The 21,713-nt window shown below is 73.1% G+C and carries 17 protein-coding genes; 11 read left to right on the top strand and 6 right to left on the bottom strand.

Annotation, left to right across the window (positions count from 1 at the left end; translation table 11 throughout):
* The first annotated feature begins 60 nt into the window (after positions 1–60).
* The 4 genes from RNC47_RS07840 to RNC47_RS07825 all read left to right on the top strand — a co-directional run bounded on the left by RNC47_RS07840 (position 61) and on the right by RNC47_RS07825 (position 2,615).
* Positions 61–873 carry a class I SAM-dependent methyltransferase gene (locus RNC47_RS07840; RefSeq protein WP_311596788.1) on the top strand — a complete coding sequence of 271 codons (813 nt, stop codon included), beginning with the start codon at positions 61–63 and terminating at the stop codon, positions 871–873.
* A 15-nt stretch (positions 874–888) separates the two neighbouring features.
* On the top strand, positions 889–1,098 hold the full coding sequence (locus RNC47_RS07835; RefSeq protein WP_311596785.1) for a hypothetical protein: 210 nt from the start codon (positions 889–891) through the stop codon (positions 1,096–1,098).
* A 72-nt stretch (positions 1,099–1,170) separates the two neighbouring features.
* Positions 1,171–1,332, top strand: coding sequence for a hypothetical protein (locus tag RNC47_RS07830; protein ID WP_311596784.1), 162 nt, complete (start codon positions 1,171–1,173; stop codon positions 1,330–1,332).
* Positions 1,333–1,451: 119 nt separating this feature from the next.
* Positions 1,452–2,615, top strand: a complete 1,164-nt coding sequence (locus RNC47_RS07825) for an endonuclease/exonuclease/phosphatase family protein (RefSeq protein ID WP_311596782.1) — start codon at positions 1,452–1,454, stop codon at positions 2,613–2,615.
* Here RNC47_RS07825 and RNC47_RS07820 read toward each other — a convergent pair.
* Together RNC47_RS07820 and RNC47_RS07815 are read right to left on the bottom strand one after the other, a co-directional pair.
* The gene (locus tag RNC47_RS07820) at positions 2,612–3,853 is read right to left on the bottom strand and encodes an amidohydrolase family protein (RefSeq protein WP_311596780.1); all 1,242 of its coding nucleotides are present in this window, start codon (positions 3,851–3,853) and stop codon (positions 2,612–2,614) included. The two genes, RNC47_RS07825 and RNC47_RS07820, sit on opposite strands and share 4 nt — an antisense overlap.
* A 41-nt stretch (positions 3,854–3,894) precedes the next feature.
* On the bottom strand, positions 3,895–4,560 hold the full coding sequence (locus tag RNC47_RS07815) for a winged helix-turn-helix transcriptional regulator (protein WP_311596778.1): 666 nt from the start codon (positions 4,558–4,560) through the stop codon (positions 3,895–3,897).
* A 91-nt stretch (positions 4,561–4,651) separates the two neighbouring features.
* Between RNC47_RS07815 and RNC47_RS07810 the strand changes: the two genes are divergently transcribed.
* From RNC47_RS07810 to RNC47_RS07790, 5 genes are all read left to right on the top strand, one after another.
* Positions 4,652–5,872 carry a pyridoxal phosphate-dependent aminotransferase gene (locus RNC47_RS07810; RefSeq protein ID WP_311596776.1) on the top strand — a complete coding sequence of 407 codons (1,221 nt, stop codon included), beginning with the start codon at positions 4,652–4,654 and terminating at the stop codon, positions 5,870–5,872.
* A gap of 919 nt (positions 5,873–6,791) precedes the next feature.
* Entirely contained in the window at positions 6,792–8,159 is a 1,368-nt protein-coding gene (locus RNC47_RS07805) for an extracellular solute-binding protein (RefSeq protein ID WP_311596774.1), read from the top strand.
* Positions 8,149–9,030: a carbohydrate ABC transporter permease gene (locus RNC47_RS07800; RefSeq protein ID WP_311596773.1), complete on the top strand. Its 882-nt coding sequence runs from the start codon at positions 8,149–8,151 to the stop codon at positions 9,028–9,030. The genes RNC47_RS07805 and RNC47_RS07800 overlap by 11 nt, the downstream gene beginning before the upstream one ends.
* A complete protein-coding gene (locus RNC47_RS07795) occupies positions 9,027–9,848 on the top strand; it encodes a carbohydrate ABC transporter permease (protein ID WP_311596772.1) in 822 nt (273 codons plus the stop codon). Before RNC47_RS07800 ends, RNC47_RS07795 begins: the two co-directional genes overlap by 4 nt.
* Positions 9,848–10,942 (top strand): ABC transporter ATP-binding protein, encoded by a 1,095-nt coding sequence (locus tag RNC47_RS07790; RefSeq protein WP_311596770.1) that lies wholly within the window; start codon positions 9,848–9,850, stop codon positions 10,940–10,942. Before RNC47_RS07795 ends, RNC47_RS07790 begins: the two co-directional genes overlap by 1 nt.
* Before the next feature lie 6 nt (positions 10,943–10,948).
* Here RNC47_RS07790 and RNC47_RS07785 read toward each other — a convergent pair whose 3' ends face one another.
* The 3 genes from RNC47_RS07785 to nhaA all read right to left on the bottom strand — a co-directional run bounded on the left by RNC47_RS07785 (position 10,949) and on the right by nhaA (position 15,218).
* Positions 10,949–11,959 carry a hypothetical protein gene (locus RNC47_RS07785; RefSeq protein ID WP_311596976.1) on the bottom strand — a complete coding sequence of 337 codons (1,011 nt, stop codon included), beginning with the start codon at positions 11,957–11,959 and terminating at the stop codon, positions 10,949–10,951.
* A gap of 1,381 nt (positions 11,960–13,340) precedes the next feature.
* On the bottom strand, positions 13,341–13,883 hold the full coding sequence (locus RNC47_RS07780) for a GNAT family N-acetyltransferase (protein ID WP_311596768.1): 543 nt from the start codon (positions 13,881–13,883) through the stop codon (positions 13,341–13,343).
* A gap of 105 nt (positions 13,884–13,988) precedes the next feature.
* Entirely contained in the window at positions 13,989–15,218 is a 1,230-nt protein-coding gene (gene nhaA / locus RNC47_RS07775; protein WP_311596975.1) for a Na+/H+ antiporter NhaA, read from the bottom strand.
* A 258-nt stretch (positions 15,219–15,476) separates the two neighbouring features.
* On the opposite strand from nhaA, the gene RNC47_RS07770 reads away from it, so the two are divergent.
* Both RNC47_RS07770 and RNC47_RS07765 read left to right on the top strand, forming a co-directional pair.
* Positions 15,477–19,931, top strand: coding sequence for a DUF6531 domain-containing protein (locus RNC47_RS07770; protein WP_311596766.1), 4,455 nt, complete (start codon positions 15,477–15,479; stop codon positions 19,929–19,931).
* A 26-nt stretch (positions 19,932–19,957) separates the two neighbouring features.
* On the top strand, positions 19,958–20,704 hold the full coding sequence (locus tag RNC47_RS07765; RefSeq protein WP_311596765.1) for a barstar family protein: 747 nt from the start codon (positions 19,958–19,960) through the stop codon (positions 20,702–20,704).
* On the opposite strand, the gene RNC47_RS07760 is transcribed toward RNC47_RS07765, so the two are convergent.
* Positions 20,701–21,522: a TIGR04222 domain-containing membrane protein gene (locus tag RNC47_RS07760; RefSeq protein ID WP_311596763.1), complete on the bottom strand. Its 822-nt coding sequence runs from the start codon at positions 21,520–21,522 to the stop codon at positions 20,701–20,703. The two genes, RNC47_RS07765 and RNC47_RS07760, sit on opposite strands and share 4 nt — an antisense overlap.
* Positions 21,523–21,713: the final 191 nt, after the last annotated feature.

Here is a 21,713-nt window from a genome sequence, read left to right as displayed (position 1 = left end):
GCCGGACCCGACAATCCGTGCCCGATTCGGTCGGGCCCGGCCTCCGCCTACGCTGGCAGGATGACGACGACCGCGTTCGACCAGTCCGAGCGGCGCGCCTGGGCGGGGCGGGCCGCCGCCTACGCGGCCGGCTTCGCGCGGCTCTGCGCCCACCCGGTGCCGCGGCTCCTGGACGCCGCCGAGGTCGGCCGCGGCACCCGGCTGCTCGACGTCGGCACCGGAACCGGGACCGTCGCCGCGGCCGCCATCGCCCGCGGCGCCCGGGTGACGGCGGTGGACGCCGAGCCCAGCATGGTGGAGTCGGCCGCCCGCGCCGCGCCGGGCGCCGACGTGCGGCTCGCCACGCTGCCGAACCTCCCCTTCGCGGACGGCGAGTTCGACGCCGTCGTCGGCAACTTCGTCGTCAACCACGTGGGCCGGCCGCGCGCCGCCCTCGCCGAACTCCATCGCGTCACCCGCCCCGGCGGGCATCTGGCCGTCACCGTCTGGGCCACCCCGGCCGCCCCGGGACAGACCCTGCTCGGCCGCGCCGTCGAGGCCGCCGGCGTCACCCGGCCACCCGACCTGCCGGCGCTGGCGGCCGAGGACGACTTCCCGCGCACCGAGCAGGGCCTCGCGGCGCTGCTGACCGGGGCCGGCCTCACGCGGGCCTCCGGCGAGACGCTGCGCTGGGACCACCGCACGACGATCGAGGAGTGGTGGGCCGGACCGGCCGCCGGCGTCGCCACCATCGGCCAGCTGATCGCCCGTCAACCGGCGCCGGTCGTCGGTGAGATCAGGTCCCGCTTCGAGGCGCTGAGCGCCGAGTTCACCACCCCGGACGGCGAGTTGCTGCTGCCGCACGCGGCGCTGCTGGCGAGGGGGCGTGCGTAGCGCGCACCATGCGGCATGGAGATCCTCTTAGTCTTCGCAGCCTTCGCGGTCTACGCGGTGCCCACGGTCCTGCTCATGTCCACCTTCGGCCTCGTCGCCCACACCGTCCGCCGCCTGCGGGAGGGCGGCCGCCCGCGCCTCGCCAGCCCCAAGCCGTTCACCCACCTCGCCGGCATCACCGTCAGCGGCGCGGTCCTCTTCCTCCTCTACGCTCAGTGGACCTAGGCGAGCGGCTTCCTGCACATGGGGGTGTGCGAGCTCAAGGCCGACCGCGACGTCCCTCCCGACTCCGAGAGCTTGATCCCCCTGAGCACCGTGTGCGGTGGCGTCGAGATCGTCCCCACCTGGGTCAACCCCGTGTTCTTCGGCCTGATCACCGCGTCGCTGGCCTGCCTCACCGGCGCAGTCCTCGCTCGTCGCGCCCTCGCCCGTCAGGCGGCCTCGCCCGGCGCCGCGTAGCGGTGGATGGTCACGTTCGGCGGGTAGCCGTCGGAACGGTGCCGTCCTCGTGGTCTTGACCGCGCTACCCGCGTAGCGCATCCTGTCGCCGACATGACAATCGGCGAGTGGAGGCGATCGTGCGTCGAAGGCGTGGACTCGTGGGTGCGTTGGCGGCGGCCCTGCTCGCCGTGCTGGGCGTGGTCACGACCGGCTCGGGTCAGGCCGCGGCCGCCCCGGTGTCGTTACGGGTGCTGAACTGGAACGTGCAGGGCGGCCAAGGCACGGACGGCGTCACGGACTTCAGCCGGATCGTGTCGGTGATCCGGCAACAGAACCCGGACGTCGTCACGTTGCAGGAACTGCACGACAACCGCGCGATCGGTGGCGAGAACCAGTGGCAGACGCTGCTCGACGCGTTCCCCGGCTACCAGGCGCACTTCGCGCGCAGCGACGACAACGCGTTCGGCGGCTCGGCCGGGAACCTGATCCTCAGCCGGTACCCGATCCTGGAGCGGCTGACCGCGCTGCTGCCGCAGTACCCGGCGGACACGACCGCCGTGCGGCGCAGCCTCGGCGGGGTGCGGATCGACGTCGGCGGCACGGATGTGCGGGTCTACACGACGCACCTGTCCTCGGGCGTCGGCGCGGAGGCGACCGAACGACGCAACCGGCAGGCGCGTGAGGTCGTCGACCGGGTCTCCTCGTCCGCCACGATGCGCACGCCGATGCTGCTCACCGGCGACCTCAACGCCCGCCCCGACAACGAGATCCGGCCCTGGTTCGCCGCCCCCGGCTGGCTCGACGCCTGGACGCAGCTCAACCCCAACACGGGTGCCGGAACGGTGACGTTGCCCGGCAACGGGGACGACGCGCGGATCGACTACGTCTACGCCACCCCGTCGTTCGACGTGACGGCGGCCAGGACGGTGACGACCTCGGCCTCCGACCACCGCCCGGTGGTGGTCGACGTGGCGGTGCACGAGCCCCGACTCGCCACCACCGGCACGGTGTTGGCCGGCGCCGGGCAGAACGCCGGCTGGGCCAACGCCACGGCCTACGCCGACAACAGCGTCCGGCTCCGGGTCTGCGACAACCTCGCCGACGGCTGGGGCGTCCGCGCCTACGTCTCCGCGAACTCCGGCTCCACCCGCCTCCTCACCGGCAACGACCCGGCCTTCGCCGACCGCTGCTACACCTTCAACGCGCCCGCCGGCACGGTGAGTTCGCCGGTGGTGCGGGTGTGCCTCTACCAGGGCACGGTCGAGAAGGAGTGTCGGGAGGTGCGGGCGACGGCCGGCTAGCCGGCGGTGACGTGCGCCGCCGAGGCCGCCAGCGCCGTGGTGAGGTCGGCGGGCACGTCGAGCGGGACGGGCTGCCCGGCGACCAGGACGGTGTGGACGTTGCCGGGGTGGGCGGCCGTGACGACCGTGGCGACGGGGTCGTGGCGGCCGCCGAGCAGGTTGATGTCGGTGGCGCGCAGCAGCACGAGGTCGGCCTGCTTGCCGACGCCGAGGGAGCCGACGCGGTCGGCGAGGCCGAGGGCCGTGGCGCCGCCGATGGTGGCCTGGCGCAGGACGTCGGCGGGGGAGAGGCGGCCACCGGCCAGGGCGGCGCGCATCAGCGAGAACATGTCGCCGGCGGTGGCGCTGACGATGTCGACGCCGAGGGCGGCGGTGACGCCGTGCTCACGCAGCCGGTCGGGGAGCGGCGGGCCGAAGCCCATGCGGGCCTCGACGACGGGACAGGCGACGACGGCCGCGCCGGCCTCGGCGATCAGAACGAGCTCGTCGTCGGGGAGCGAGTTGCCGTGCGCGAAGGTGAGGTGCGGGCCGAGGAGGCCGGCCGAGCGCAGGGCGGCGATCGGGCGTTCCGCGACCGGGCCGCTGGCGATGTGGGTGTAGAGGCGGAGGCCGAGCTCGGCGGCGAGCCCCCAGTGCTCCTCGACGGACTCCATGGGGGAGTAGGCGGGGCCCAGCGGCGCGAGCGCCAGGGTGACCAGGTCGTCGGGGGCCGTCACGAAGTGCTCGCGGTGGACGGCGCGGACCTGGTCCGGGGTCAGCCCCTCGCCGAACGGCGGCTGGCCGAGGGCGAGTACGGCCCGGATGCCGGCGCCGCGCAGGGCGAGGATCGCGGCCTCGGCGTGGTCCGGGGTGAACAGGATGTGCGCGTAGTCCTGGACGGTGGTGATCCCGGAGGCCAGGCACTCCAGCGCGCCGGCCAGGGTGCCGACGTGGACGTCGGAGGGGCGGTAGCGGGGTGCGATCTCGCCGAGGACGCGGGTGAGGTACCCGCCGAGGTCGGAGTCGTCGGCCGCGACGCCGCGCAGCGCGGCCTGCCAGACGTGGCGGTGGGCGTCGACGAAGCCGGGGAGCACGATCAGCTCGCGGCCGTCGATCACCGTCGCCTCGCGCGGCGTCGCGAGGCCGGGGCCGACGGCGGCGATGCGGCCGTCCTCGATCAGCAGGTCGTGGGCCGGGAGGGCGACGGCCTCGGGGTCGGTGTCGATCAGCAGGGCGGTGCGGATCAGCAGACGTTCCATGGCTGCCCGGTTTATCACGTTTCCGGCCGTCTCCGGAGCTCCTACGCCGAGGCGGGCTCCTGGGCGGGCGCCGGCGTCCGGCCGCGCACCGCGTCGGCGAGCGGGGTGTCGCCGGCGAGGTCGAGGCGGCCGGTCGCGATGGCGTCCTCGGCGGTCAGGGTGCCGGCGGCCAGCGCCCGGCAGGTGTCCACGTCCAGCGTGAGGCGGGCGTCGGCCCACTCGACCGGGCCGTCGCGGTAGGCGAGTTGGCCGTCGGAGAGGAGCAGGTGGAAGACGCCCTCGGGCAGCCGCACCTCCACCACGCCCCGGTGTTCGGCGGCGAGCGGGCGGAGCCGGTCCATCAGCGGGATGGCGAACCAGTGGGCGCGCACCGCGTCGGTGGGGCGGCGCTCGTCGAGTGCCGGGCCGCCCCAGGTGGCCAGCGCGCCCAGCACCGGCAGCAACGCACGTCCGTGCGAGGTGAGTTCGTAGGCGTTGGCGGCGCCGCCCACGGTGAGGCGGCGCCGGGTGAGCAGGCCGTCGCGCTCCATGTCCCTGAGCCGGGAGGCCAGCACGTCGGTGCTGACGCCCGGCAGGTCGGCGTGCAGGTCGGTGTAGCGGCGCGGGCCGGCCAGCAACTCCCGCACGATCAGCAGGGTCCAGCGGTCACCGATGGTGTCCAGGGCCCGTGCGATGGCGCAGTACTGGTCGTAGCTTCGGCGTGGCATGGCGGTCAGTGTAGGAAGTTTTGGTTGGACTTTCCAAGTCATCACTTGGTAGAACCAAGTGGACGCACACGCCACAGGGAGGTCCGGCGCCATGGAGTTCCGGCAGTCGAGCAAGCTCAGCCAGGTCCTGTACGAGATCCGCGGGCCGGTGATCGAGCACGCCAACGCCCTGGAGGAGGCCGGCCACAGCGTGCTGCGGCTCAACACGGGCAACCCGGCGCTCTTCGGCTTCGAGGCGCCCGAGGAGATCCTGCAGGACATCATCAGGACCCTCCCGAAGGCCCACGGCTACAGCGACTCCCGGGGCATCCTCCCCGCGCGCCGGGCCGTGGCCCAGCACTACCAGGAGCGCGGCATGACGGACGTCGACGTGGACGACGTCTTCCTCGGCAACGGCGTCTCCGAGCTGGTGTCCATGGCGGTGCAGGCGCTCGTCGAGGACGGCGACGAGATCCTCATCCCGGCCCCCGACTTCCCGCTGTGGACGGCCGTGACGACGCTGGCCGGCGGCAAGGCGGTGCACTACCTGTGCGACGAGTCCTCCGACTGGTACCCGGACCTCGCCGACATGGCCGCCAAGATCACCGACCGCACCCGGGCCGTCGTCATCATCAACCCCAACAACCCCACCGGCGCGGTCTATCCGCGCGAGATCCTGGAGGGCATCCTCGACCTCGCCCGCCGCCACCACCTGATGGTGTTCTCGGACGAGATCTACGACAAGATCCTCTACGACGACGCCGTCCACCACAGCGCCGCCCTGCTCGCCCCCGACCTGCTGTGCCTCACCTTCAGCGGCCTGTCCAAGGCGTACCGGGTGGCCGGCTTCCGCAGCGGCTGGGTCGTCGTCTCGGGACCGCGCCAGCACGCGAAGAACTACCTGGAGGGCCTGACCACGCTCGCCTCCATGCGGCTGTGCGCCAACACCCCCGCGCAGCACGCCATCCAGGCCGCCCTCGGCGGCCGGCAGTCCATCCAGGACCTGGTACTGCCGGGCGGCCGGCTGCGCGAACAGCGGGACGTGGCCTGGGAGAAGCTCAACGAGATCCCCGGCGTCTCCTGCGTCAAGCCGAAGGGCGCGCTCTACGCCTTCCCCAGGATCGACCCCAAGGTCCACCCGATCGTCGACGACGAGCGTTTCGTGCTCGACCTGCTCCTCCGCGAGAAGATCCAGGTGGTCCAGGGCACCGGCTTCAACTGGCCCCGCCCCGACCACTTCCGCATCCTCACCCTCCCCCACGCCGACGTCCTGGAATCCGCCATCAGCCGCATCGGCCGCTTCCTCACCAGCTACCGCCAGCAATCCGCCTGATCGACATCCGCCCTCCCGGCGGCGCGGCCACGCCGGCAGACCGCGTCCGCCCTGCCGGCGTCCCAGCCGCGCCGGCCGGTTGGTTCGCTGGGCCTCAGCGACCCGGCCTACCGCCGCGGACGGCTGGTCCGCCCCGCCGGCGGCGGCACACGGCGGCCGGTTGGCTCACTGGGCCTCGGCCGCGTCCGGCCTGCCTGCGGCGGTAGCCGCGCCGCAGGCGGCGGACGGTTGGCCCGTCGGGCCTCGGTCGCGCCGAGCCTGCCGGCGGCACAGCCGCGCCGGCAGCCGTGCCCCGGACCGCGCCCATCTGATCCGTCGGCGCCGGCCGTGGCCGGCCCGCCCGCGGCGCAGCCGCGCCTCCTCGCCGGCCGCCAGCCAGCCTGCCCGCGGCGGTAGTCGCAACGCAGGTGGCGGCCGGTTGGCCCGTCGGGCCTCGGTCGCGCCGGGCCTGCCGGCGGCGCAGCCGCGGTTCTTCGCGGGCCGGCGTCCGGCGTGCCTGCGGCGGTAGCCGCGCCAGAGGCGGCGGCCGGTTGGTCCGTCGCCTCCGTCACGCCGGGTCTGCCGGCGGCGCAGCCGCGCCGGCAGCCGTTCCCCAGACCGGGGCCATCTGATCCGTCGGCGCCGGCCGTGTCCGGCACGCCCGCGGCGGTAGTCGCACCGCAGACGGCGGCCGGTTGGCCCGTCGGGCCTTCGTCGCGCCGGGCCTGCCGGCGGCACAGCCGCGCTTCCTCGCCGGCCACGGCCGGCGGCCGGCGGCCGGCCACGGCCGGCGCGCTCGTCCGGGGCCGGGCCGGAGGCCCGGTGGCGCCACGGCGCCAGCGTGGTCGGCCGGCGCGGTAGCGCGCACGTTTTTCGGGGGGTGGTTTGTCGGGTACTGATCAATGAGCCGTACCGCGTCGTCTCGATGAGGAGATGGGTGATGGGAACGCTGACCAGACGAGCCGGAGTACTCACCGGGACGGCGGTCCTCGCCGCCACGCTCGCCGCCTGCGGGGGGTCCGACGCGGACGGCGACGGGGACGCCGTCCACCTGACCATCTCGGCCAACGCGGTGCGCGACGGCAAGAACACCGAGGAGGCGGCCTGGATCGAGGACTGGGTGATCCCCGCCTTCGAGGAGGAACAGCGGGCCGCCGGCGTCGAGGTGGACGTCGAGTTCGAGCCCAGCGGCGTCGACGACGAGCAGTTCAAGACCAGGCTCGCGCTCGACCTCCAGGCCGGTTCAGGACCCGACATCATGACGCTGGACGGCATCTGGGTCGGCGAGTTCGCCCAGGCCGGCTACCTGGAGCCGCTGCCGGACACCGACTGGGAGGGCTGGACGCAGATCCCCGAGGCCGTCCAGCAACTCGCCTCCTACGAGGACCAGTTGTACGGCATCCCGTTCGGCACCGACGGCCGGGTGCTGTTCTACAACAAGGAGCTGTTCGCGGAGGCCGGGCTGCCCACCGACGACTGGCAGCCCACCAGTTGGGACGAACTCCTGGACGCCGCCGAGGCGTTGAGCGAACTCGACGGCGTCACCCCGATCCAGCTCAACGCCGGCACCACCATGGGCGAGGCCACCACCATGCAGGGCCTGCTGCCGCTGCTCGCCGGCGCCGGCGAGGCCGTCCACGACGACGCCGCCGGCTGGACCGGCGCGAGCGACGGGCTCGTCGCCGCCCTCCAGCTCTACGCGGACGTCTACGGCGGCGGCCTGGGCGACCCCGTGCTCCAGCAGGAGGCCCAGGGCCGCGACCGGTCCTTCCAGAAGTTCGCCGACGACGAGATCGGCATCCTCATCGAGGGCGACTACTTCTGGCGCAGCGTGCTCAACCCGGACGGCGGCACGGCCCCGATGGCCGACCGCGACGAGACCGTCGGCTGGGCCCTCATCCCCGCCACCGCGCCCGGGCAGGGCGTCGAGGGCCGGGACTTCGTCAGCATGTCGGGCGGCAGCGTGCGCGCCGTCAACCCCGCCAGCGACCACGCCGAACTCGCCTACGAGCTGCTGACCTTCATGAACTCCGCCGAGGCCATCACGGCCGCCGCCGAGGACAGCGCCCGGATCACCGCCCGCGAGGACGTCAACGAAACCGTGCTCGCCGACGACCCGATGCTCTCCTTCATCGCCGACGAGGTGCTGCCGCTGACCTCCTTCCGGCCGCCGCTCGCCGAGTACCCCCAGGTGTCGGTGCTGCTCCAGGGAGCCACCGGCGCCGTCGCCGCCGGCGAGCGCACGCCCCGGGAGGCCGCCGACGACTACGCCACGGCACTCGAGGAGGTCGTCGGCGGTGCCGGCTGACGCCGCCGGGCTCGGCAGGGCCCGCGCGGCCGCGTTCGTCGCGCCGGCCCTGCTGCTGATCGCCGGCTTCCTCGTCTTCCCCGCCCTGTGGACCGTCTATCTGGGCCTGACCGACTACCGGCTCACCGGCCTGGCCGCCGCCGAGCCCGCCTTCACCGGACTCGACAACGTCCGACGCGCCCTGGACGAGGAGCAGTTCAGCCACTCGCTCGGACTCACCCTGCAGTTCGTCCTCGGCTCCGCCGTCCTCGGGCAGGCCCTCCTCGGCTTCACCATCGCCTGGCTGCTGCGCGAACGACGCGGCGCGCTAAGGCGGTTGGTCGAGGCGCTGGTGCTGCTCGCCTGGATCCTGCCGGGCTCCGTCGTCGCGTTCCTGTGGATCGCGCTGCTCGACCGCGAGGACGGCACCCTCAACGCGCTCCTCGGCACGCCCGGCACGGCCTGGCTGGTCGAGCACCCCATGGCGGCCATCATCGTCTTCAACATCTGGCGCGGCACCGCCTTCTCGATGATGCTCTACGCCGCCGCGCTCGGCTCCGTGCCGCCCTCCCAGCTGGAGACCGCGCGTCTTGCCGGCGCCTCCGCCTGGCACCAGCTGCGGGACGTCGTGCTGCCCCGCATCCGGGGCCACGTCCTCACCAACCTGCTGCTGATCAGCCTCTGGACGTTCAACGACTTCACGCCCTTCCTGCTCACCGGCGGCGGCCCGGGCGACGAGACGGAGATCATGCCGGTCTTCATCTACCGGACGGCGCTGTTCAACGGCGAACTCGGCTACGGCGCCGCCCTCTCGGTGCTGATGCTGCTCATCAACCTGGTGATCGCGCTGGTCTACGTGCGGCTGCTGCGCCGGCGGGAGCGTGCCGCGTGAGCCCCCGCGAACTGCTGGCCCACGTCGGCCGCTACACGCTGCTCAGCCTGGTGCTCGCGTTCTTCGCGCTGCCCCTGCTGTGGCTGGCCACCACCCCCTTCGACCGCACCCCCGAGATCGCCGCCTCGCTCCCCGAGTTCACCCTGTCCAACGTCCGCGAGCTGCTGGACAACGAGAACGCGCTGCGCTCCCTGCGGAACTCCGTGCTGCTGGCCGCCGGCACCGGTGCCCTGGTGGTGACGCTGGGCGCGCTGGCCGCCTACGCCCTCAGCCGGGTCCGGCTGCCGGGCCGCGACGCGCTGCTGTACGCCCTGCTGCTGCTGTCGTCCATCGTCACCGGCACCGCCGCCATGGTGCCGCTGTTCAACCTCGCCTACGAACTCGACCTCATCGACTCGCAGTTGGGCGTCATCCTGGTGCTCACCGGCGGGCTGCTGCCCAGCGCGATCTTCATCCTCAAGGACTTCACCGACGCCACGCCCGCTTCCTACGAGGAGTCCGCCCGCGTCTTCGGCGCCTCACCGCTGCAGATCGTCCGGCACCTCGTCGTCCCACTGATCAGGCCGGGCCTGGCCACCATCGGCGTCTGGTCGGTCGCCCAGGTGTGGGGCAACTTCCTCGTCCCCTTCCTGCTGCTGCGCTCGCCGGAGAAGTCCCCGGCGGCCGTGGTGATGTACACCTTCTACACCGAGGGCGGGCAGCCGGACCTGGCCCTGATCTCCACCTTCTCGCTGCTCTACTCGCTGCCGGTGGTGCTGATGTTCCTGTTTGTCTCGTCCCGGTACGGGTTCCGCTTCCACGGAGGGATCAAGCGCTGATGGCGGCGATCGAACTGACCGGACTCACCAAGGACTACCCGGGCGGCGTCCGCGCCCTCGACTCCCTCGAACTGACCATCGCCGACGGCGAGTTCTTCGCCCTGCTCGGCCCCTCTGGCTGCGGCAAGACCACCATCCTGCGCACCGTCGCGGGACTCGAACAGGCCACGGCCGGCACGGTCGCCATCGGCGGCGCCGACGTGACCCGGCTGCCGCCGGGGCGGCGCGACGTGGCCATGGTCTTCCAGGACTACGCGCTCTTCCCGCACATGACCGTCACCGACAACGTCGCCTACCCCCTGCGGATCCGCCGCGTCCCGACCGCCGAACGGCGCGCCAAGGCGGCCGAGACGGCCGGCCAGCTCGGCCTCACCAAGCAACTCGACCGACGGCCCGGGCAGTTGTCCGGCGGCCAGCAGCAGCGGGTCGCCCTCGCGCGGGCGATGGCCTGCCACCCCAAGGTCTTCCTCTTCGACGAGCCGCTGTCCAACCTGGACGCCAGGATGCGCCTGGAGGCCCGCACCTTCCTGAAGCGGCTGCAACGCGAGCTGGCCGTGACCACCGTCTTCGTCACCCACGACCAGGCGGAGGCGCTGGCACTCGCCGACCGGATCGCGGTGCTCTCCGACGGCCGGGTCCGCCAGGTCGGCACCCCGACGGAGGTGTACCGCCGCCCCGCCAACACCTTCGTCGCCTCGTTCATCGGCTCCACCCCGATGAACCTCCTCGCCGGCACGGTCACGGCCGACGGCCACGTCCAGGTCGGCGACGCGCGGCTGCCGGCACCGGCGGCCGCGGTTTTCCTGCCGGGCGGCACGCCGGTGGTCTACGGCATCCGCCCCGAGTACGTCCGGCTGGTCGCGGGCCCCGCGGCGGACGCCGTCTCGGGCGAGATAACGGTCGTGGAGAACCTGGGCAGCAGCCAGCTGGTCACCCTGGAGGGCCCCGCCGGCACGGTCCAGGCCGTCATCCCCGAGGACACCGACGCCCGCCCTGGCACGACCGCCCACGCCAGCCCCCGCCCCGACCGCGTCCTCCTCTACGACCCGGACGACGACGGCACACTGCTCGCCCCTCCGCCACCCACCCCCTGAACCGGCTCACTGGATCAGCTCGATGTGGGGATGGTCCGGGGACGTCGGGCAGACGTACAGCTGCAGGTCGTAGCCTCCGGCGAGGTCGAGCATGGTCGGGTTCCACGGTTGGGGATCGGTGGTGGACGGCGCGGTTCGGGCTCGGTCCTCGTGAGGAATCCAGTCGTGCGTACCGGAGTCCCATTCGCCGGAGGCGATGGTCAGCAGCGGGACCGCCTCGGTGCCGCACTCCCGGCAGATCCGGGGCACGGGATCGGTGAGGCCCCAACGGGTCCAGCCACCGACCTTCCAGCCGGGAGCGAGGGACAGCCTGGCCCGATAGAACTCCGTGTAGAAGTCCTTCGAGTAGGGCACCTCAGAGCTGTCCACAGCGGCGCCCGAGGCCCGCCACCTGTTCCACTCCTCCAGCAACGGGTGGCGTTCCCCACTGTCCACCGGGGCGCCGGCGGCCGGCCACCTCTTCCAGTCCGCCAGCTCCCGCCGCAGCTCCTCGCCCAGTTCCAGGAGGTCGGGATACTCGGTGACCTGCTCCGGCGCGAGCAGGCACGGCTCCGGCAGGTAGCCGGGGAACTGGACCACGGGAGGCTCGGGAGGTGTGGCGAGGACCTCGGTGACCGCGGCGGCGGACCGCCAGAACAGCGCGGTCTCGGGCTGCGCGGGGTGGTCGAAGGGGCACCACAGCACCTGGAGCAGATCCGCCTCGGCCTGCCCGGGCGGGCGCGGCAGCGGGACGTCACGCACATACAACTGGGCCACGGGCAGCAGGGGGACCGGGCCATCGGGCCACGGGCGGCCCGCCGCTGCCACCTGGTCGGTCCGCTGCCGCCGTACGTCTTCCGGTGAGAGGGGCCTGTTCACCCGGTCCCACTCGTGTGGGCCGTCGCAGTGCGGCCACGGCTCGTCGGCGGGCCAGAGCAGCGGCCCGCCGACCGAGCTGTCGTGCGGTGACGGAGATCCGGGGCGGGGGTGCAGCCGGGTCGCCGTGCGTGCCAGCGGGGCCAGTCGCGGAACGACCATGGTGACGTCCAGCGGCCGCGGCGGGGTGGTACGGACGCGGAGCGCGGCGGCGATGCTCCCCACCCGCTCGACGCACGCCGACCGGATCTCGCGCAGCAGCTCGGGGTAGTGCTCGCCGTAGGTGTTCAGCGCGTGCCACACCGCGTCGAGTGCCGCCGTGAGCGGGGCGGGGTCGGCGGCGGCGAGCACGGCGGGAAGGGCGAAGTGCGGCTGTGAGATCTGTCCCGGGACGCTCGCCGTGGCGGAGGGGTGTGCCACGACGACGACCTCGTGCCCCGGCTCCGTGGCCGGTGGCGGGACGTAGGGCGCCCGCTCGGGAGGTATCGCGCCCAGCACCGACCTCTTCGGCACGGAGGGGTCGGAGCCCAGGGCCTCCCACATCCGGGCCGCGTCGTCGAACGGCGGTGGCAGCGGGCGTCCCTCCGCCAACTCGGAGAGCGCCCGGGCGACCCACGACCCCTCGGCCAGGCCCGCCACCTCGCAGGCCCGCCGCGCGGCCAACAGCGCCACTGCGCGCTGGACCTCGGGGCCCGCCAGATCGAGGGCGTGCACCAGGTCGCTGTCGAAGCGGAGCAGACCGAGGACGTTGCTCTCACGGGCACCGCGCAGCGCGTCGCTCGGCAGCCGTCCGCCCCACTCCCACTTCTCGTAGTGCAGTCGCCGCTCCTCGGCCGCTCGTTCGGCCCGTTCCCTGGCGGCCCGCTCGAACACCTGGCGAGTCAGGCGCTCAGCCTCGGCAAGCCGCTCGGGCGTGCGTGCCGTCGCGCGCGCGTAGCCGTGCGACTGCCCGGCGGCCCTGGAGGTGTGGCGGATCACCTCGTCCGGGCGCGGTGGGGCGGGCCAGAACTGCAGGAGGTAGCTGTCCGCCGGTGGCTCTCCGGCCACTCGGGTGGGGACTTCCGACGCCTCGTCCATGCCCCGGGCGCAGTACCGCACCCGGTAGTCGGTACGGGCGAGCCCCAGCTCCCAGGCCGCCTCGCCGTTCCACTGCGCCAACCGTGTGTGCTCGGACCTGGGGCGGAAGGACACCTCCACCACGTCCTCCCAGACCGGGTCCAGCGCGGGAGCCTCGTCGTGGACCTCCACGACGAAGCCGACGTCGCCCGCGTACAGCCCGGTGTACAGGAGGAGCACACCCGGGACCGCGGCCCCGCACAACCCGCTGTTCTGACCCGTGAACGCCTTGAGGAGGTCCGGTCTGGCACTGCCCGGATCGCTCTCGACGTAGATCTTTCGATCATGCACGGGCACCTCACCCGCGACCGGCCTGCGCACGGCATCCCACCTCTCGCCGAGGACGGCCTGGGGAACCCCGGTCGGGTGAGCCGTCACGTTCCCCGCATCATGCGGCAGACCACTGACACCTCCCCGAACAGCACACCTAGCCCCGCGCGTCCGGCTTCCACTCCTCGGCGAGGAGCCCGAGCAGCACCTCGTCCAGGAACTCGCCCAGTACCCAGGCCGAGGAGCGCAGCACGCCCTCGCGGACGAAGCCGTTGCGCTCGGCGGCGGTCAGCATCCCGACGTTGTCCGACAGCGTCTCGATCTGCAGCCGGTGCAGGCCGCGCACGACGAAGCCGTAGTGGCACAGCACCGCCACCACGTCGGTGCCGTAGCCCTTGCCACGGGCGGCCGGCAGCAGCCCGAGACCGATGTGCGCCGACCGGCTGTGGTTGTCGATGCCCCACAGGTTCGCGGTGCCGACCAGCGTGTCGCCCTCCAGCTCCACCACGGAGAACGGGACGTTGCTCTCCACGGTGTCGTCCACCACGAGCCGCGAGTCGTTCGAGCCGGGCGTGATCGGCCGCCAGGGCCGCCCCTCGGCCCGCGAGCCGTTGACCACGTCGTCGTAGAGCTCGGCCCGCAGGATCGGGATGTCGTCCTCGTGCCGAGCCCTGAGCCCGACCTTCTTGCCCCTCAACATGCGAGCTTCCTATCCGACCGCCCCGCCCCACGGCAAACCGATAAACCCCCCCGCGCCGGCCCGGCGGAGCCGGAAGGGCGGGCGGGTGGGGAATACCCGCCGCCGTCAGTCAGCGTCGGTGGGCGGTGCCGCCGCCAGGTGGCGTCGGCCGCGCAGCGTCAGCACCGTCGAGGCGACGATCGCCGAGACGAGCGAGCCGATGAGGACGGCCGCCTTCACGTGCTCCTCGAGCCCCGGCTGGTCGGCGAAGGCCAGCTCCGCGATCAGCAGCGAGACCGTGAACCCGATGCCCGCCAGCATCGCGCCGCCGGCCACGTCGGCCCAGCCCAGCGCCGGGTTCAGCCGCGCCCGCGTGAACCGCGCCGTGAGGTACGTCGCGCCGAAGACGCCGATCGTCTTCCCCAGGAAGAGCCCCGCGACGACGCCCAGCGGCTCCGGCTCGGTCACCATGTCGGCCAGCATCCCGCCCGAGATCGGCACCCCGGCCGCGAACAGCGCGAACAGCGGCACGCACACGCCCGCCGAGATCGGGTGGACCAGGTGCTCGACCCGCTCCGCCGGCGACTCCTTCTCGAACTCGTCCGCCGTCACCCGCAGCAGCATCCCCATCGCCACCCCGGCGATGGTCGCGTGCACCCCGCTGTTGTACATCAGCACCCAGATCGCCACGGACAGCGGCACATAGACGTACCAGCCGTGCACGTCCCTCCGGTGCAGCAGGTAGAAGACCACGAGACCGGCCAGCGCCCCGGCCAGCGCCCACAGGTTGAGCGTCGACGTGAAGAAGATCGCGATCACCATGATCGCTATCAGGTCGTCCACGATCGCCAGCGTCAGCAGGAACGTCCGCAGCGCCGACGGCAGGTTCCGCCCGACGACGGCCAGCACCCCGAGCGCGAACGCGATGTCCGTGGCCATCGGCACGGCCCAGCCGCCGACGTCGCCCCCGCCGGAGGCGGCGAAGGCCACGTAGATCAGCGCCGGCACCGCCATCCCGCCGACCGCCGCGACCACGGGGAGCAGCGCGGCGGCGGGTCGTCGCAGCTCGCCGACGACCAGTTCCCGCTTGAGTTCGATGCCGGCGACGAAGAAGAACACGGCGAGCAGCCCGTCCGAGGCCCAGTGACCGACGGACAGCTCGAGACCGAGGAAGGGGAGGTCCAGGTGGTGGTCACGGAGCGAGAAGTAGCCGTCACTCACCGGAGAGTTCGCGAGGACCAGGGCGACCGTGGCGGCGATGATCAGCATGACGCCGCCGGACACCTCGAGCCTCAGGTACTCGGCGATGGAGCGGCGGTTGCGCGTGTCCTCAGCGCTCGACTTGAACGACGGCAGCACGAAGAGTGGCCCTTCCGGGTCGACGACAACACCCGCCGACCAGACTTCCCGGCACACCTTCGACGCTGTGGTTACCGGTCGACCGGTTCCTTTACGCCGCCCTAACACCGTACCCGCTCGGGCGTGATCTCGCTCCCCCCGGCCCGGCGCGTGCGCTGGGGCCAAGCTGTCGAGGAGCTGTGACAGAACTGCCGTACAAGCTGGTCGACCCTGGTACGTGACAGGGGTTCGTCCGGTTCCGGGGGTGTTTTCGCGGTGGCACGGCCGTCCGACTGGAGTCCGGTCGACATGGACCGGGACCCGACGCCCGGCGACCCGGACGAGGTGCGTACCCTCGCCGACTCGCTCCAGACGTTCGCGGACGACGTCGGCGAGGCGCTCGGCCGCATTCGCGGCATGGCGGAGGACCGGGCCGTGCTCGACTGGGCGGGACTGTCGGCCGAAGCCTTCCGCTCGGAGTTCGATGGCGTCCCGCCCAATCTCCAGAAGCTCCAGACGTCGTACGACATGGCCGCCCAGGCCCTCCAGACGTACTGGCCGAAGCTGGAGACCGCCCAGGGCATGGCCGACCGCGCCCTGGACCGCGCGATATCCGCCCAGGCCGACCTCTCCACCGCCCAAGCGGCACTCTCCGACGCGCAGGACTGGGTCTCCCGAGCCGGTGACGAGGCCGAACGCCTGGAACGCGAGGGCGAACGCGAGAACGTCGAACCGCCCTCCGAGGCGGAGGTCCGCGCCGCCACCCGCGATGCCACCGCCGCCAACGAGGCCGCCACCTCCGCCCAGTCCCGCGTCGACGCCGCCGAGGAAGCCCTCTCCGCCGCCCGCCAACTGGCCCTGGATGCCAAGGAGATGCGGGAGGAGGCCGCCCGCACCTGCGCCTCCGAGATCGACGCCGCCTCCGACGCCGGTATCCAGAACCGCCGCTGGTGGGAGGACGCGATCCACTGGGTGTCCGAGAACTGGGACACCATCGTCGAGATCTGCAAGGTCGTCGTCGCCGTCCTCGGCATCGTCGTCATGATCATCGGCGGACCGCTGGCCTGGGTCGTCCTCGCCGCCGCCCTCGTCGTCCTCGCCGACACCCTCTACGACTACGCCAACGGCCGCGCCTCCCTCTGGGACGTCGCCTTCGCCGCCCTCGACTGCATCCCCGGCATGAAGGGGCTGACCACCCTCGGCGGCCTCGCCCGAGGCATGCGCTCCCTCGGCTCCACCGGACTGCGCGGACTACGCCAGGGCGCGCTCGGCCTCGGCCGGCGCACCCGGGGCGAGGGCATTCCGATGAACGGCCGCACCGCCTGCGGCGACCCGGTGGACATGGCCACCGGCGAGCTGCTGATGTCCGCCGTCGACGTCGAACTCCCCGGCGTGCTGCCCCTCGTGGTCGAGCGCCACCACATCTCCTCCTACCGGGACGGCGGTTGGTTCGGCGCCTCCTGGGCCTCCACCCTCGACCAGCGCATCGTTCTCGACGAGTACGGCGCCCGGCTGCTGACCGCCGACGGCATGACGCTGCTCTACCCCAGGCCGCTGCCCGACGCGCCCGTGCTGCCGGTCGAGGGCCCCCGCTGGGAGCTGAGCTGGGACGGTGGCCCCGGCACCCCCCTCGCCGTGCACCAGCCGGAGGCCGGCCGCACCCTGCACTTCGCGCCCGTCCCCGGCCGCCCGGGCAACACCCTTCCCCTGGCGGCCGTCACCGACCGCAACGACAACCGCGTCGACGTCCGCTACGACGAGCACGGCGCGCCGACCGACGTCGTCCACTCCGGCGGCTACCACCTCGGCATCACCACCGACCACGGCCGCGTCACCGAACTCCGCCTGCTCAACGACCCCGACCAGCCCACCCTCATCCGCTACGGCTACGACGACGCGGGACTGCTCGCCGAGATCACCAACTCTTCCGGCCGGCCCCTCACCTTCACCTACGACGCGCACCACCGGCTCGCCCGCTGGGAGGACCGCAACGGCTACTGGTACGCGTACGAGTACGACGACGAGGGCCGCTGCGTCTTCACCACCGGCACCGACCGTGCCCTCGAATACCGCTACCACTACCAGCCGGCCGCCCACCGCACCATCGCCGTCGACTCCCTCGGCCACTCCACCGTCTACCAGTTCAACGACTGCTACCAACTGATCGCCCAGACCGACCCTCCCCCAGCTAACGCTGGGAGGTGCCCCCAAGGGCACACCACCCGCCACGACTGGGACCGCTACGACCGCGCCGTCGCCACCACCGACCCGCTCGGCCGCACCACCACCCACGAACTCGACGACAACGGACGGATCGTGGCCGTCATCCGCCCCGACGGCCTGGCCACCCGCTACGAGTACAACGAACTCGGCCTGCCCACCGAGATCACCGAACCCGACGGCTCCGTCTGGGGCCACGCCTACGACGCCGCGGGCAACCGCACCGTCGTCCTCGACCCCGCCGGCAACCGCACCCGCTACACCCACGACACCCACGGCGGACTGGCCACCGTCACCGACGAGTCGGGCCGCACCACCCGGGTCCGCTGCGACGCCGCCGGCCTGCCCGTCGCCGTCACCGACCCGACGGGCGAGGTCACCCACTACCGGCGCGACGCCTTCGGCCGCCTCGTGCGGATCACCGATCCCCTCGGCGCCACCGCCACCACCAGCTACTCGCCCGAGGGCAAGCCGCTGCGCCACACCGACCAGGTCGGCGGCGTCCAGACCTGGACCTGGGACGGCGAGGGCAACTGCCTCAGCCACACCGACGAGAACGGCGGCGTCACCTCCTACGAGTACGGCGCCTTCGACCTGCCGAGCGCCCGCGTCGACCCGGACGGCGCCCGCTACGCCTTCCACCGCGACACCGAGCTGCGGCTCACCCAGGTCGTCGGACCCCACGGGCTCACCTGGGACTACGCCTATGACGACGCCGGCCGGCTGATCGCCGAGACCGACTACGACGGCCGCACCGTCAGCTACCGGCACGACGCCGCCGGGCAGCTCGTCGCCCGCGTCAACGCCCTCGGCCAGACCGTCGCCTACGAACGCGACGTCCTCGGCCGCATCACCACCAAGACGGCCGAGTCCACCGCGACCACCTACGCCTACGACCCGCTCGGCCAGCTGACCCGCGCCGAGTGCCCGGGCGCCGAGGTCGTCATCGTCTACGACCGGCTCGGCCGCATCACCTCCGAGGGCGTCAACGGCCTCACCGTCGACCAGACCCACGACGAACTCGGCCGCGTTCTCTCGCGCACCACCCCCAGCGGGCACACCAGCAGTTGGAGCTACAACGCGGCCGGCGACGCCGTCTCGTTGACCACCGCGGGACGCACCCTCACCTTCGACCGCGATCCGCTCGGCCGCGAGACCACCCGCCGCCTCGACGACCGGTTCGCCCTCACCCAGACCTGGGACCCCGCCGGCCGCCTCACCGGACAGCGCCTCGACGTCGCCGGCCGCCAACTGCGGCAGCGCGCCTTCGCCTACCGGCCCGACCACTACCTCACCGCCGTCGCCGAAAGCCACCTCGGCGCCACCAGCTACCACCTCGACCCCGCCGGCCGCGTCACCGCCGTCACCGCCCCCGGCTGGACCGAGAACTACGCCTACGACGCGGCGGGACAGCAGACCGAGGCCGCCTGGCCCGACGCCCTCGCCGCCGACGCCGTCGGCGACCGCGCCTTCGACGGCACCCGCCTCACCCGCGCCGGCGGCGTCCGCTACGAGTACGACGCCACCGGGCGCGTCACCCTGCGCCAGCGCACCCGCCTCTCCCGCAAGCCGGAGAGCTGGCGCTACGAGTGGGACGCCGAGGACCGCCTCACCGCCGTCACCACCCCCGACGGCACCCGCTGGCGGTACCACTACGACCCGCTCGGCCGCCGCATCGCCAAGGAGCGCCTCGACGCCGACGGCGGCGTCGTCGAACGCACCGACTTCGTCTGGTCCGGCACCACCCTCGTGGAACAGACCTCCACCGGCGGCCCGCACGGCAGGCTCGCCACCCTCACCTGGGACTACCAGGGCGAACTCCCCGTCGGCCAGACCGAGAGCTCGCTGCGCGGCGAGATCGACCGCCGCTTCTACGCCATCGTCACCGACCTCGTCGGCGCCCCCACCGAACTCGTCGACGAGACCGGCACCATCGCCTGGCAGGCCCGCCGCACCCTGTGGGGCCACTCCGCCCACCCCGACGCGACCACCGCCACCCCGCTGCGCTTCCCCGGGCAGTACGCGGACGACGAGACCGGCTGGCACTACAACCTGCTCCGCCACTACGACCCGGCCATCGCCCGCTACACCAGCCCCGACCCGCTCGGCCTCACCCCCGCGCCGCACCACTACGGCTACGTCCACAACCCGCACACCTGGAGCGACCCGCTGGGCCTGGCGGCCCACCCGCCGCTGCGGCTCTCCGACCGGCACAACATCCCGGGCTCCATCGTCCGCGAGTACGACAACATCCGGTTGGGCCAGGGCACCCCGCGCATCGACCCGGCGACCGGCCGCCAGACCATCCACCGCGCGGACCACGTGCCGCCGCGCCAACGCGACCAGTGGCGCGGCTCGTTGGAGTGGGACGTGCCCGGCACCAACCACCGCATCCTGGAACGCCCCGACGGCCGCCTCGGCTTCGTCCTCAACCACGACTACAGCAGCCCGTTCCTCTTCCCCGCCCCCTGGTTCCCGGACGGCGGGGTGCTGCCCAACCGGCTCCGCTGACCGACCCCGCATGCGAGGCTGAACCCATGACCTTCGTTCTCCGCCACGAGGAGGCAGGACCGACCCTGGTCCACGCGCGCGAGCTCGCCGGCTTCTTCCCCGCCCCCGAGGAGGGCGAGAGCGAGCAGGAGCCCGGCGGCTGGCGCCCCTTCCAACTCCTCGGCTGCTCCGTGTCGCCCGAGGTGACGGGCCGCCGTGAACTCCCGAACGCGGAACTCGCCATCCTCGACCAGGCCGACCGCGTGATCGGCGCCTACCACGTCGGCGGCCCGACCGTCCTGGCCCAACACCCGGCCGCGGACGGCCGGTTCGACGTCCTCCTCAACGGCTACTTCTTCCGCTACCCGAACCCCGCGGCCGGCCCCGTCTGGGAGGAGTGGCGCCGCGCCTTCCCACCCGCCCCCGGCGGCTGGGCCACCGGCGGCCCGGAACACCGCGCCGGCTGGCTGGAGGCCGCCCGTGTCCGCGCCTCCACGCCCGGCCTGCCACGGGTGGAGGACCGGGCCCCCGGCACCAGCTACGAGCTGGCCGGCGGGGCCGTCACCGACCCCCTCGCCTTCTACTGTGCCCTCGGCGAGGCGATCAACGGCCCGGCCGGCTACTTCGGCGGCAACTCCGACGCCCTCCGCGACTGCCTGGCCGGCGGCTTCGGCGCCCGCGTCCCGTTCCGGCTCGTCTGGCACGACTTCGCGGTGGCGCGCCGGGCCCTGCCCGACCTCGACCGCCTCCTCGAACCCCTCCTGGCGGCCGGCGTCGAGATCGAACAGCGTTAGCTGCCCCCGCCGCAGCCGCCGCCACTCCCGCCGCCGCCTCCGCAGCTCGAACCACCGCCGCCACCGCTGTCGCCGGTGCTGAACGAGCTGCCACAGCCGCCGCCGGCGTAGTGCCCGTAGCCGGTCCCCGAACCGAACCGGACCCGGTGCCCCCGCCGGCGCTCCGGCGTGGCCGAGGAGACCAGCTTCGCGAACTGCTTCTTCCGCCGTGCCCGCAGCAGCGCCTCGTGGCCCGCCCGCGTCAGCCGGCCGCCGCGAAGCGAGCGGCCGACCACGAACAACGCGCCCGCGCCGGCGAACGCCGCCGGCACGGCGGCGAACCACGCCACGTCCGTCACCAGCAGCACCCCGGACAGCCCGAGCGCCGCCACCAGACACACCACGTCGTGCACGCGGCCCGCGAGCCGCCACGTCTCGTGCCGCGTCAGGTCCAACAGCAGCCCGCGCCTGGCCAGTTCGTCGCTCACCGCCCACACGGGGTCCGAGGTCACGAGACCGACCATGACGTCCTCCAGGGAGGCGGTCCAGTCGGTGCCGAAGTGCGCGAGGAACTCCCGCTCCAGATCGTCGTCCGCCACCGGCCGCAGCACCCGCAGGCGGTCACCGGCGAGCCTGACCCGCTCCTTCTCCCTCATCACCCGCACCACGGCCTCGGCCACCGCCTCGGGGCCGCCCGCCAGAAACGCCAACTCGTAGGCGCCGCGCGTCGAACCGCTCCCCTTCACCGGCGGCTCCCGCCTGGCCCACGCCCTCGTCGCCACGAGCCCCACCAGACTCGCCACGACGCTCCCCACCAACACGACGATCACGACACCCACGCCGCACCCCCTGCGCCAGAAACCCCCACTTCTGCCCTTTTCCTTCCCCCTGCCCGTCGGCCGACCCGCCGCCGGCCCAAGTCCAGAGCTACATCTGAGCTTTCCTCCGGCGGCCGCAAACCCTTTCTGCCGAGGGCGCCTTGCCCGCCGGAACCATTGACGAGGACCCGGGTCGCTCCTACCGTCAACCC

Source organism: Streptomyces millisiae (assembly GCF_031845425.1).
GTDB classification, from domain to species: Bacteria; Actinomycetota; Actinomycetes; order Streptomycetales; family Streptomycetaceae; genus Streptomyces; species Streptomyces millisiae.
The sequence above is the reverse complement of the archived record's forward strand: the minus strand, read 5'-3'. Positions and strand labels throughout refer to the sequence as shown.

What these genes read in the sequence shown, in the direction of transcription:
- RNC47_RS07840 (WP_311596788.1), top strand. Translation starts at nt 61, where the DNA reads ATGACGACGACCGCGTTCGACCAGTCCGAGCGGCGCGCCTGGGCGGGG.
- RNC47_RS07835 (WP_311596785.1), top strand. Translation starts at nt 889, where the DNA reads ATGGAGATCCTCTTAGTCTTCGCAGCCTTCGCGGTCTACGCGGTGCCC.
- RNC47_RS07820 (WP_311596780.1), bottom strand. Translation starts at nt 3,853, where the DNA reads ATGGAACGTCTGCTGATCCGCACCGCCCTGCTGATCGACACCGACCCC.
- RNC47_RS07815 (WP_311596778.1), bottom strand. Translation starts at nt 4,560, where the DNA reads ATGCCACGCCGAAGCTACGACCAGTACTGCGCCATCGCACGGGCCCTG.
- RNC47_RS07810 (WP_311596776.1), top strand. Translation starts at nt 4,652, where the DNA reads ATGGAGTTCCGGCAGTCGAGCAAGCTCAGCCAGGTCCTGTACGAGATC.
- RNC47_RS07805 (WP_311596774.1), top strand. Translation starts at nt 6,792, where the DNA reads ATGGGAACGCTGACCAGACGAGCCGGAGTACTCACCGGGACGGCGGTC.
- RNC47_RS07790 (WP_311596770.1), top strand. Translation starts at nt 9,848, where the DNA reads ATGGCGGCGATCGAACTGACCGGACTCACCAAGGACTACCCGGGCGGC.
- RNC47_RS07785 (WP_311596976.1), bottom strand. Translation starts at nt 11,959, where the DNA reads ATGGTCGTTCCGCGACTGGCCCCGCTGGCACGCACGGCGACCCGGCTG.
- RNC47_RS07780 (WP_311596768.1), bottom strand. Translation starts at nt 13,883, where the DNA reads ATGTTGAGGGGCAAGAAGGTCGGGCTCAGGGCTCGGCACGAGGACGAC.
- RNC47_RS07765 (WP_311596765.1), top strand. Translation starts at nt 19,958, where the DNA reads ATGACCTTCGTTCTCCGCCACGAGGAGGCAGGACCGACCCTGGTCCAC.